Source organism: Streptomyces sp. 150FB (assembly GCF_000818195.1).
Classification (GTDB): domain Bacteria; phylum Actinomycetota; class Actinomycetes; order Streptomycetales; family Streptomycetaceae; genus Streptomyces.
On record NZ_JTHL01000001.1, the window covers coordinates 2,818,341 to 2,829,998 of the forward strand.

Annotated in this window: 12 protein-coding genes and 1 pseudogene; 9 read left to right on the forward strand and 4 right to left on the reverse strand. The window is 68.9% G+C overall.

The features are described 5' to 3' along the window. A pseudogene (locus tag QR77_RS48570) lies at positions 1-575 on the reverse strand (hypothetical protein); the annotation flags it as partial. Positions 576-883: 308 nt separating this feature from the next. Between QR77_RS48570 and QR77_RS11865 the strand changes: the two are divergent. The 8 genes from QR77_RS11865 to QR77_RS48575 all read left to right on the forward strand — a co-directional run bounded on the left by QR77_RS11865 (position 884) and on the right by QR77_RS48575 (position 8,811). Next, on the forward strand, positions 884-2,401 hold the full coding sequence (locus QR77_RS11865; RefSeq protein ID WP_078876620.1) for a hydrolase: 1,518 nt from the start codon (positions 884-886) through the stop codon (positions 2,399-2,401). Positions 2,402-2,994: 593 nt separating this feature from the next. After that, the gene (locus QR77_RS46580) at positions 2,995-4,503 is read left to right on the forward strand and encodes an ATP-binding protein (protein WP_052488688.1); all 1,509 of its coding nucleotides are present in this window, start codon (positions 2,995-2,997) and stop codon (positions 4,501-4,503) included. Between the two features lie 5 nt (positions 4,504-4,508). Then, positions 4,509-4,931 (forward strand): roadblock/LC7 domain-containing protein, encoded by a 423-nt coding sequence (locus tag QR77_RS11875; RefSeq protein ID WP_040021528.1) that lies wholly within the window; start codon positions 4,509-4,511, stop codon positions 4,929-4,931. Continuing rightward, positions 4,928-5,293 carry a DUF742 domain-containing protein gene (locus tag QR77_RS11880; RefSeq protein WP_040021529.1) on the forward strand — a complete coding sequence of 122 codons (366 nt, stop codon included), beginning with the start codon at positions 4,928-4,930 and terminating at the stop codon, positions 5,291-5,293. Before QR77_RS11875 ends, QR77_RS11880 begins: the two co-directional genes overlap by 4 nt. 52 nt (positions 5,294-5,345) lie before the next feature. Continuing rightward, positions 5,346-5,885, forward strand: coding sequence for an ATP/GTP-binding protein (locus QR77_RS11885; protein WP_236711100.1), 540 nt, complete (start codon positions 5,346-5,348; stop codon positions 5,883-5,885). Beyond that, positions 5,885-7,249 carry a cytochrome P450 gene (locus tag QR77_RS11890; protein WP_063798023.1) on the forward strand — a complete coding sequence of 455 codons (1,365 nt, stop codon included), beginning with the start codon at positions 5,885-5,887 and terminating at the stop codon, positions 7,247-7,249. Before QR77_RS11885 ends, QR77_RS11890 begins: the two co-directional genes overlap by 1 nt. Further along, positions 7,231-8,502, forward strand: a complete 1,272-nt coding sequence (locus tag QR77_RS11895; RefSeq protein WP_040021531.1) for a cytochrome P450 — start codon at positions 7,231-7,233, stop codon at positions 8,500-8,502. The genes QR77_RS11890 and QR77_RS11895 overlap by 19 nt, the downstream gene beginning before the upstream one ends. A gap of 138 nt (positions 8,503-8,640) precedes the next feature. Next, a complete protein-coding gene (locus tag QR77_RS48575) occupies positions 8,641-8,811 on the forward strand; it encodes a DUF5670 family protein (RefSeq protein WP_040021532.1) in 171 nt (56 codons plus the stop codon). A gap of 81 nt (positions 8,812-8,892) precedes the next feature. On the opposite strand, the gene QR77_RS11905 is transcribed toward QR77_RS48575, so the two are convergent. The 3 genes from QR77_RS11905 to QR77_RS11915 are packed head-to-tail and all read right to left on the reverse strand — an operon-like array spanning position 8,893 to position 10,831. Next, positions 8,893-9,711, reverse strand: a complete 819-nt coding sequence (locus tag QR77_RS11905; RefSeq protein WP_040021533.1) for an SAM-dependent methyltransferase — start codon at positions 9,709-9,711, stop codon at positions 8,893-8,895. 26 nt (positions 9,712-9,737) lie between these two features. Then, entirely contained in the window at positions 9,738-9,971 is a 234-nt protein-coding gene (locus tag QR77_RS11910) for a DUF397 domain-containing protein (protein ID WP_040021534.1), read from the reverse strand. Beyond that, positions 9,971-10,831, reverse strand: a complete 861-nt coding sequence (locus tag QR77_RS11915) for a helix-turn-helix transcriptional regulator (RefSeq protein ID WP_040027756.1) — start codon at positions 10,829-10,831, stop codon at positions 9,971-9,973. Before QR77_RS11915 ends, QR77_RS11910 begins: the two co-directional genes overlap by 1 nt. 259 nt (positions 10,832-11,090) lie before the next feature. Here QR77_RS11915 and QR77_RS46585 point away from each other — a divergent pair, with 259 nt between their 5' ends. Next, entirely contained in the window at positions 11,091-11,471 is a 381-nt protein-coding gene (locus QR77_RS46585) for an ATP-binding protein (protein ID WP_269084359.1), read from the forward strand. Positions 11,472-11,658 lie beyond the last annotated feature (187 nt).

The following is an 11,658-nucleotide window of genomic DNA, read 5'->3' on the forward strand; positions in this document are numbered from 1 at the left end:
GCCTGCGCGTCGGCCGCCAGGAGCAGTACAGCGCCCTCGGACCCCGCCCGCGCCGCCGCCTGCTCGTGCAGCAGCCCGAGCGGGGGCCGGGCGCCGCTGCGCCAGATCGCGGCGCACGCCTTGAGGTACAGCGGTGAGGCGATCGTCCTGCGGGGCGGCGGCGGAACGATCCGCCCGTACACGCGGATGCCGTAACCGAGCCCCAGGCCCTGGGTGTTGACCAGCGGCCAGGTCTCGGCGTCGGCGACCAGGTCCACCACCACCGTGGTCGTGCCGGGCCGGCGCAGCCCGAGTTCGCCGACCAGCCAGTGCCAGGGCAGCCCGGTGTAGCGGAGGGTCGAGGACGTCGTACGGGCCAGCGCGAGATGGATCAGGTGCTGCTTGTGGTCGAGGTGCAACTGTCCCGTGATGTAGAGGGACAGCGGTCCCGTCGTGGTGGCCGCCGCGCGGATGCGGGTGAGGACGGTCTGCTGGTCCATCGGGTCGGCGAGTTCGATGACGGTCGCCGCCACCGTGCCGGTCAGGACGCTCGGCGCCACGGCCGCGAGTGCCGGCAGCACCGAGGAGGCATCCATGAGACAGCCCTTGCCGACGGGCGCCGCCGCGAGCAGCAGCGCGGTCCCCGGCTCCGTGTCCTCCCGTGCGATCACCACAGCAGCACCGTAACCCGTCTGTCTGTACGAGGAGGAGCGCGCGGCCCGGCGCACTCCTCCACTCCTGCCCCGCCAGGCCCTCTGGCGTGGTGGCCTCGGCGCCCGGTAACGTTCACCGGTCCGTAGCGCGCCGGACGTCCAGGACACAATCTACGCGCGCAGACTTGCCCTTCGCACGACGCCGCACCGTTCCCCGTTCCACCACCCCACCCCCACACGGAGGTTGACGGATGCACAGATCGAACAAGTCCCGCTACCTGCTCGCCACGGCCACCACCGCCCTCAGCCTGGGTGTTGTCATCGCCGGCCTGGGCGCCGGAGCCGGCCCCGGCTACGCCGCTGGATCCGCCCAGCCGCCCGCCCATGAGGCGGCGGCAGCCGCGACTCACCGGGTGCTCTTCGACAACACCAAGGCGGAGACCGCCGGGAACGCCGACTGGGTCATCAGTTCCAGTCAGCCCGACCCGCTGAGCCAGGACTCCACCCCCTCCAAGGAGACCGACTGGACCGGCGGTCTGTCGTCGTGGGGCGTGGCGCTCCAGAAGACCGGCGACTACTCCCTCAGCACGCTCCCGTCCGGGAACACCATCACCTACGGGGGTTCGGGCGCGCTGGACCTGAAGAACTTCGACACCTTCGTCCTGCCCGAGCCCAACATCCGGCTCAGCACGGCCGAGAAGACCGCGGTCATGAAGTTCGTCCAGGCGGGCGGTGGTCTCTTCCTGATCTCCGACCACGACAACAGCGACCGCAACAACGACGGTTACGACTCCCCGGCGGTCATCAACGACCTGATGACGAGCAACGGCGTGGACAACACCGACCCGTTCGGCTTCTCGGTCGATCTGCTCGACGTGGGTTCCGGCACCCCGAAGGCCATCAGCGACAGCTCGAACCCCGTCCTCAACGGCACGTTCGGCAAGGTGACCGGCAGCCTGATCGCCGACGGCACCACCTTCACGCTCAAGCCGGCCGACAACTCCGCCGTCAAGGGCCTGGTCTGGCGCTCCGGCTCCAGCACCACGGGCACCACCGGGGCGTTCTTCGTGACCTCCACCTTCGGCAGCGGCCGGGTGGCCATCTGGGGTGACAGCTCGCCGATCGACGACGGCACCGGCGCCTCGGGCGACACGCTCTACGACGGGTGGAACGACCCGTCGGCGACCAACGCGGCCCTCGCGCTGAACGCCACCGCCTGGCTGGCCGGCGAAGGCAGCACCGGAGGCGGCGGGGGCGGCGGCAACGGCGGCGGTACGGGCGGCGGAGGCGGCGGCACCTGCACCGCCGGCCAGCTCCTGGCCAACCCCGGCTTCGAGTCCGGCGCCTCCGGCTGGACCGCGTCCACCAAGGTGATCTCCAACAACACCACCAAGGCGGCCCACTCCGGCTCGTACAAGGCCTGGCTCGGCGGCTACGGCACCGCCAACACCAGCACCCTCTCCCAGCAGGTGACGATCCCGGCCGGCTGCTCGGACGCCGCTCTCAGCTTCTACCTGCACATCGACACCGCGGAGACGAGCAGCACCGCGTACGACACCCTCAAGGTGCAGGTGCTCAACAGCTCGGGCAGCGTCCTGTCCACCCTCGCCACCTACTCCAACGCCAACGCGGCGAACGGCTTCACCCAGCGCTCGTTCGACCTCGGCGCCTACGCCGGACAGACGGTCACGCTGAAGTTCACCGGCACCGAGGGCTCCAAGCTCCAGACCTCGTTCGTGGTGGACGACACGGCGCTCAACGTCGGCTGACCACCACCCCGCACCGCCTCTCGCAGCACGCTCGCGGCCGTCCGCCATCAGGTGGGCGGCCGCGCTGACGTACCGTCAATCCCATTTCTTCATAAGGAAGATGTGCCTCCGCTCGAATAACTCGCCCCGCTGGTATATGACGTTGCATAATGTCGGCCGTATGAGGCGCCGTACGCCGCAAGCGAGTTGAGAGGCACCGCTCCAGCTATGACGTTATGTCGTGCAGATCTGCTCACACCGGGCACTACGGCCACGCCCCCGCCTGACCAGCGGCTCCAGGGCGGCCCGCACGTTCTTCGTGCCGGATAGTGCCGGATAGTGCCGGATGGTGTCAGGGCGCCCGGCGCGCCCGTTCAGCACCCGGAGTACACACCTTTCGTGGAGCGCGGGGAAAACACGGAGCGTACGGAACGCCACAGCACAGGCCCGCGCCTTCTCGAATGGCGCCCACCGAGCCGGCCCGCGATGTCATTCGCGCGCCAGGTGATCAGCCCGGCACCTTCCGCCCGTGCCGTCCGTGATCGCCCGTCGCTCGCCCACTCCTGATCTTGTTCGAGGACCTGATGCCCCTATCCATACAGGAGCCGGCCGGCTTGCTCCTGCTACTGATCATCCTGGTCCTTGCCGTGGCCTTGTTCGTGGTCGCGCGGCAGTCGCGGCGCCACCGCCGAGCGGCACGCGGCAGCGCCGACCGGCTGCTGGAGACGCAGACGCGCTCCGACCAGCGCGATGCCGAGCTGAGGCATCTCGTCCACACCCAACTGCCCGCGCTGGAGAAGGGGTTGTGGCAGGGCCAGGCCACCGAGGTGCCGGGCCCGCTCCACCAGGGCCTGGCCGGTACGCAGTTCGGCATCGCCCAGGCCGCGGTGCTCCAGCAGTTCCACGATGTGACGGTCCAGGCATCCAACCGCGCTGAGGGCGTGGCCAAGGCCATGGTCCTGACGGTCATGCAGTCCATGCAGAGCCTGCTCAACGACACGACGCACTCCATCGAGAACATGCTGGAGCGGCACCACGACCCGATGGTCCTCGCCGACGCGAACGACATCGACCACGCGAGCAGCCAGCTCGGCCGCCGTGTCCAGGTGATCAACGTGCTGCTGGACGCCTGGCCGGGCCGGCAGCGCAAGGCGGCGCCGCTGCTCAGCGTCGTACGCGGCGGCCAGTCCCGGATCAGGGACTACGACCGCATCAAGATCACCGGTGACTCGACGTACAGCGTGGTCAGTGGCGCGGTCGAGCCGGTGGTACTGGCCGTCGCCGAGCTGCTCGACAACGCGGCGCGCCACTCCGAGCCGGGCGCCGACGTCCAGGTCTGGTTCGTGCACGCGCACAACGGCGTGACGATCATGATCGACGACTCGGGCGTCGGCCTGAAGCCGGAGGCCAGGCAGTCGGCGGCGACCGTCCTCTCCGGTCAAGTCCCGGTCCGGCTCACGCAGATGGGCAGCCGGCCCAAGTTCGGGTTCCTCGCCGTGGGGGTGCTCGCCCGCCGGTACGGGTTCCAGGTCAGCGTCGACCAGACCTCGCCGTACGGCGGCGTCCGGGCCGCTGTCTACGTACCGGCGGCCCTGCTGACGGTCTCGGACAAGCAGGACTCCGACCAGGGCTCGGCCCCCTCACGCAGGCGCGCGGCCGCCGCCCAGGGACAGATCCAGGCACAGGGACAGACGCGGGAACAGCCCCAGCCGTACGCGCAGCCCCAGGCCTACGGCCAAGCCCCCTCGTACGGCCGGCCCCAGGCATACGGCCGGCCCCAGCCCGGCGACTACACCCAGGCGCAGGTCCCGGCCCAGGCCCACGTCCCGCCGCCCCTCGACACCCGCACTCCCGGTACCCACGGGCGGCACAGCACCGGGAGACACAGCATGCAGGAGGAACCCACCGGCGTCGCGCAGACAGCGCCCCCAGCGGCGCCCTCAGCGGCGCCTCCGGCGGACGGCGCGCTGCCGCAGCGCAGGCGCAGAGCGCCCCGGGCGACGGGAACGGCGGCCGCGCCGGGGGCGCAGGCTCCGATCAGCTCAAGCAACAGCCTCGGCGACTTCGTGGGAGGCATCCATGAGGCCCGACGCGCACGCCGTAACCCCGACGAGAGGACCTGAAGGACATGACCACTCCGAGTTCCAAGCTGGGTGACCTCGGCTGGGTACTGGACGACCTGCTCCGTACCCCGCACACCCTGCGGGTGCTGCTGCTCTCCTCCGACGGTCTCGTGGCCGCCAAATCCACCAACTTCGACCCGGACCTTGCCGACCAGATGGCCGCAGCCGTCTCCGGCATCCAGTCCCTCAGCCGGTCGGCGGCGCCGTTCGCCGACTCCGCGGGCACGAGTGAACTCGCCATGTTCCAGTACCCGCCCAACGGCAACTACCTCTTCGCCATGGCGGCCGGCGAGGGCACCCACCTGGCGGTCAGCGCCAGCGGGCAGGCCGTTGTCAGGGACGTCTCCTACGCCATGGAGGAGACGGTGGACCGGCTGCGCGAGCAGCTCGGGGTCGCGCCTCGGACCGGAGCGGGCACGGCCTCATGACACCATCCCGGCGAGGCCGGGACAGCGGCCTGGTGCGTCCGTACGTGGTGACGGGCGGCCGGTCCGCCCCGAGTCGGAACACCTTTGACCAGATCACGCTCGTCATGCTCCTGAGCACCGGTCTCTCCCGGGTCGAACTGACTCCGGAGCAGCGCGCCGTGCTGGACCTGTGCCTGCCGGGGGCCCTTTCGGTGGCTGAGATCGGCAGCCACTTACGGCTGCCGCTCAGCGTGCTGCGCATCGTGCTCGCCGATCTGATGGAGAGCGGTCACATCACCACGCGGAACACCACGATTCTGACGGCGCAACTGCCTGACGAAGCACTTCTGGAGGCAGTCCTTGTCGGACTCCACAACCTTTAGTCCGAGCAGTTCCAACTCCGCCGTCACGTATCTCCGTGGTGACGAGACAACGCTGAAAGTCCTGGTGGTCGGGGACTTCGGGGTCGGAAAGACGACGTATGTCGGCACATTATCCTCGATCACCCCGCTGTCCACCGAAGAGGTGATGACGGAGGCGAGCACGGACACCGACGATCTCGCCGGACTGCCGGACAAGACCACGACCACGGTCGCGATGGACTTCGGGCGGCTGCATCTCAACGAGCGACTCGTGATGTACCTGTTCGGGGCGCCCGGGCAGGGGCGGTTCTGGCCGATGGTGACGGACCTCGCCGTCGGGGCGCTCGGCGCGCTCGTCCTGGTCGACACGCGCCGGTTGGGCGAGAGCTATCCGGTCATCGGCCTGATGGAGGAGCTGGGCCTGCCGTACGCCGTCGCCGTCAACGCCTTCCCCGGCGCGCCGCGTTACGACACCCAGGAGCTCCGGACCGCGATGGACCTGGAGGATCACACGCCGCTGGTGTACTGCGACGCCCGTGACCACGCCAGCGCGAAGAGCGCGCTCATCGCCCTCGTCACCCATCTCCTCACCCGTACCCGGGAGTCCGACTGATGACCACTCCCTATCCGGCGGGCGGGCAGTCCGACGCCGATCCGCACGCCTGGCCGGCGTCGTCGTACGTCAGTTACGGGGGTGAGCGGCTGCTGCCGATCCACGGCCCCGAGTTCTCGGCGAACCCGGGGGCCACCTACGCGCGGCTGCGCACCCTGGGCCCGATCGCGCCGGTCGAGCTGGACAACGGGGTCTGGGGGTACGTGACGACCACGTACCGCGCCGCCCTGCACCTGCTGCGCAACACCCCGGACCGCTTCTCGAAGGACCCGAACAACTGGGACGCGCTGCGCAACGGGCAGATCCCGCCGTCGACTCCGGTCCTCGGGATGATGCGGCCGCGCGACAACGCGCTCTGGCTGGACGGCATTCCGCACAGCCGGCTGCGCCAGTCGATCGCCGACAGCCTGGCGCTGGTCGACACGCACGCCCTGACCGCCACCGTCACCCGGGTCGCCGACGCGCTCATCGACAAGTTCGCGTCGCTGGGCCGCTGCGACCTGGTCGCCGACTACGCGGAGCCGCTGCCGCTCCATGTGGTGATCGACATGTTCGGCAGTCCGCCGGACGTGGCCCGCCGGATCCTCTTCGGTCTGGCAAAGCTGTTCGACGCGGCGGAGGACGCCGATGAGGCCAACGGCGAGCTGGAGGCGGCCTGTCTGGAGCTGATCCACCTCAAGCGCCGGGAGCCGGCCGCCGATGTCACCTCCTGGATCCTGGCGCACCCGACGGGTATCACCGACGCCGAGATGGTCCAGCAGCTCATCCTGCTGGTGGCAGCCGGGACCACACCGTGCACGGGCATGATCGCCAACACGCTCAAGCTGCTCACCGACGACGAGCGGTTCAGCGGGTCTGTCTTCGACGGGGTGCACTCGGTCAGCCAGGCCATCGACGAGGTGCTCTGGGAGGACCCGCCGATCGCCAACTACAGCCCGCTGTACGCGCGTACGCCGGAGACGTACGAGGGCGTCCAGCTCCAGACGGGCGTCCCCATCATGGTGAGCTTCGCCGCGGCCAACTCCGATCCCGCGCTGGCCGCGCACGCCCACCGGCGCGCCGGGAACCAGGCTCATCTGGCGTTCAGCGCCGGTGTGCACGGCTGCCCCGTACCGGCACCCGATCTGGGCCGCATCATCATCGAGACGGCCCTGGAACGGATCCTGGACCGGCTCCCGGACATCGAACTCGCCTGTCCCAGCGCCCAGTTGCTGCGCAGGCCGGGCACCTTCAGCTCCTGCTGGCTGTCGTTGCCCGTCACCTACCCGGCCGTTGCCCCCACGCCCGACAGACCCCCCGCACCCGCCGCTGTTCCTTCCGCCACCAGTCACTTTGGAGCAACCCCGTGGATACCCAGCACGTAGCGCCCGGCTGCCCGTTCCGTATCGACCCGACCGCGGCGGACATCCACGCCGAGGGCGCCGCCCTGAACGCCCTCGGCCCCGCCACCTGGGTGGAGCTTCCCGGTGGCGTCGAGGCGTGGTCCGTCACCGACACGGCCCTGGCGAAGCGCCTGCTCACCGACCGCAGGATCTCGAAGGACGCCTACCAGCACTGGCCGGCGTACATGGAGGGCGAGATAGCGGAGGACTGGCCGCTGCGGATCTGGGTCGACGCACGCAACGCCCTGACGGCGTACGGGGACGAGCACACCCGGCTGCGCCGCCTCATCGGCCCGGCGTTCAGCGCGCGCCGTGTGCGGGGCCTGGCGCCCGCGATCGAGGAGATCGTCGGCGACCTCCTGGACACCCTCGGCGCGCACAAGGACGGCGCCGAGATCGACCTGAAGGCCGAGTTCGCCTGGACGCTGCCCATTCTGGTCGTCAACACCATGCTGGGCGTCCCGGCGGAGATGAACAACTCCTTCCGCGAGAACGTCGGCGGGCTCTTCGACACCGATGTGTCCGCCGAGCAGGCGGCGGCCAACGGCGCCTCGCTGTACGGGCATCTCGCCGCGCTCGTCGCCGCGAAGCGCGAGTCGCCCGGCGAGGACGTCACCAGCGCCCTGATCGCCGCGCACGACGACGAGACGGGCACCGTTCTCTCCGAGCAGCAGCTCCTCGACAGCCTGATGCTGCTGATCGCGGCCGGCCATGAGACGACCGTCAACCTCATCGATCACTCGATCACGCATCTGCTCACCCACCCCGACCAGCTCGCCCTGGTCCGGGAGGGGAAGGCGGCCTGGAAGGACGTGGTCGAGGAGACCCTCCGGGTGCAGGCGCCGATCGCCAATATCGTGATGCGGTTCGCCGTCGAGGACTTCGAGGACGCCGAGACGGGGCTGAGTTTCGCCCAGGGTGACACGTTTGTCATCAACTACGCGGCGATCGGGCGGGACCCCGCAGTGCACAGCGAGAGCCCCGAGCTGTTCGACGTCACGCGGGAGAACAAGGAGCACATGGCCTTCGGTTTCGGCACGCACTTCTGCCTGGGCTCGGAACTCGCCCGGCTGGAGCTGCGGATCGCGCTGCCGGCCCTGTTCGAGCGCTTCCCGGACCTCGCGCTCTCCGTACCGGCGGACGAACTCCGTCCGGCGGCGTCGTTCATCTCCAACGGGCACCGGACGCTGCCGGTCGTCCTGCGCCCGGAGCCGGCGGCCCCGCCGACCGCCTGAGCGCGGCCGGCACGGCACCACGCACCCCAGCTTTTCGAAATCTTTTCGAATGCCCCGAAAATCCGTGAAGAAACAGGCACTCTTCCCACGCATGTCGGGATTTCCTGCGGGCACACGGCTGCTCGGAGGTTGATAACAATGGTTCCCCTGCTACTCGTTCTTCTGCTCGTCCTGATCCTCGCCGGTGCCGGTTTCGCACTCAAGATTCTTTGGTGGATCGCCATCATCTTGCTGGTCGTCTGGCTTCTCGGGTTTCTGGTCCGCCCGACGTCAAGCGGCGGTAAGCGAGGCCGGTGGTATCGCTGGTGACACAGCGGTGAATAGGTAGGGGCCCGGACAACGCCGTCCGGGCCCCTACGGCCGTTTACCGACCTGTACCGGCTGACGCTTTCACGGCTTGCGGGCCACCGCCGCGTAGATGGAGACCGCCTCGTCGGTGGCGCCCTCCACCGACTGCCCGTCGGGGCGCCAGCGGTGCGGCACCGTCAGTCCCGGGTCGACGAGTTCGAGGCCGTCGAAGAACTTCAGCACCTCGTCCCGCGACCGCACCTGGCTGGGAATTCCGCCCCTGCGGTAGACCTCGGCGACCTTTTCCCACAATTCAGGAGCGAAATCGGCCGTGACATGGGACAGGGCCAGATAACTGCCCGAGGGAATCGCGCCCACAAGGCGCTGCACTATGTCGTACGGGTGGTTCTCGTCGGGGACGAAATGCAGTAACGCGTTGAGCGACAGCGCGACCGGCCGGGTCAGGTCCAGCGTCTCGTGCAGCCGGTCCGCCGAGAGAATGGTCTCCGGGTCCCTGACATCCGCCTGGATGTACGCCGTACGGCCCTCGGGCGTGCTGCGCATCAGCGCCTCGGCGTGCCGCAGGACGATGGGGTCGTAGTCGGCGTAGACGACATGCGACTCCGGAGCGGCCTCCTGGGCGACCTGGTGGAGGTTGGGGCGGGTCGGGATGCCCGTACCGATGTCCAGGAACTGGCGTATGCCGGCCTCGGCGGCCAGCCATCTCGTCGCGCGGTGCATGAACTGGCGGTTCACCCGCGCCGTGATCATGATGCTCGGATAGACCGTCTGGACACGGGCCGCCGCGGCTTTGTCGACCTCGTAGTAGTCCTTGCCCTGCAAGTAGAAGTCGTACATGCGCGCGGGATGCGGCTGGGAGACGTCGATCTCCTCGTTCGCCGGCTGGTCAAGGTCCGTCATACCAACACGTCCTTACACAGGGGCCGTTACAGGAGGAAGTCAGCGAGGCCGTTCTTCGCCGCCTCGACGAAGCCGGCCATGGCCTCCGCCGTACAGATCAGCGCCGGGCCCGTCGGGTCGGTCGACTGGCGTACGGCCACGTGGTCGCCGCCGAGTTGCTTGGCCTCGACGCAACTGCCGCCGTTGGGCCCGCTCCAGGGCTTCTCCCAGCCCTCGGTGCCCAGGTCGCCGGCCGGCATTCCGTTGTAGATCTCCCGCATCACAGCTCCTTGCGTATCACTCGGAGGAAGTCTCTTGTCTCTTCGACGGATGCCGCCCGGGCGGACAGGTTGTCCAGGACTTCGAGATAGGCGGCGACATCCGGGCGCTGGTCGAGGTAGACGGCCCCGGTCAGGTTCTCGGTGTAGACGATGTCCGGCAGTTCGTTGATGTCGAACCGGAAGAGATGGAACGGCCCGAACGCCCCCAGGTGCGGGCCGAGCCTGAACGGCATGATCTGGAGGGTCACATTGGGCAGCGTGCTGGCTTCGATCAGCCGGTCGATCTGCGCCCGCATCACGTCCGGGTCGCCGACGGGTCTGCGCAGGACCGCCTCCTCCATGAGGATCCAGAGGATCGGCGCCTGCCGCTTCGTCAGGAGCTGCTGCCTCTTGACCCGCAGCGAGACACGCCTCTCCAGCTCGCCGTTGTCCCGGTGCGCGCCGGCCTCCAGCACCCCGCGGATGTAGCCCTCGGTCTGGAGGAGACCGGGCACGTAGTGCGGTTCGTACGTCCTGATCAGGCTGGCGTCGTCCTCCAGGCTGACGAAGGCGCTGAACCAGCCGGGCAGGGCGTCGCGGTAACGGTGCCACCAGCCGGGCTGGTTGGCGAGCTTGACGAGGCCGATGAACTCCTCGGCCTCGCGCTCCCCCACTCCGTAGGCCCGCAGAAGAAGACCCACATAGGGGAGTTTGAGGCTTACTTCGGAATTCTCCATCCGGCGAATGGTCAATGGGGTGACATCCAGGACCGAGGCGGCGTCCTCGCGCGTCACCCGCGCCTTCTCGCGGAGCGCGCCGAGGCGCTTGCCCAGCACGATCCGCATGACGGTGGGTGCTGTTCCCGTCCGTGTCTCGCTCACGCGCTCACCTCCCGGCATCGCCTCATCACGGCGAGTCTCGCAGGAAGTTGGTGTCCCATCCAGAGAGCTACCGCGCTTTCTGAAATTATCAGATGGATCGGTTGCGAGCTGCGAGCGTCAGAGACATAGTGAGCGGGTAGCTCATATCACGGTTCGCCGTACGGACAAGGAAGCCCATTTGGCCAGCGGGGCGTTAGACGAAGACCGCCGGGACCACTCGGATCGCACGGGGCATCAGGTGTCAGGCATGAAAAAGCGGATGGAACGGGCCCTGGCGACAGATAGGGGACAAGTCCGGGTTGTACGTCAGATGATCCGCAGCTTTCTCGAAACCTGGAAGCTTTCCTCCCTGAGCGCCGAAGCCGAGTTGCTCGGCACCGAGTTGGCGTCGAACGCGATCGTTCACGCCGGCGGCGACAGCTTCAGCTTCGCGATCGAGGTCACGGGCGACGAACTGCTGATCGAGGTACGGGACCAGTCGTGCCGGCCGCCCGCCCTGCTGGAATCCGGGCTGGACGCCGAGGGCGGTCGCGGTGTCCTGCTGGTCGCCACGGTGGCCAAGGAGTGGGGCACCCATGTCACAGGATCCGGCAAGACCACCTGGTGCAGTCTCGCGGCCGTCGGGGCAGGCACTCCGTGAATGGGCGCCCGCTGGGTATGAATAAAGGAAAAACCGAGGGGGTTCGATGAGCGGAGCGGACGAGGTGACCGGTGAGGGGCCGACGCCCGCCGGGGAGCTGGCCCGTGAGCTGCTGCGCAGGACCGCCGAGGACAACGAGCTGACGGCGCGCGCCCAGCGGCTGCCCGGGAGCCACCTCCGCGGGCGG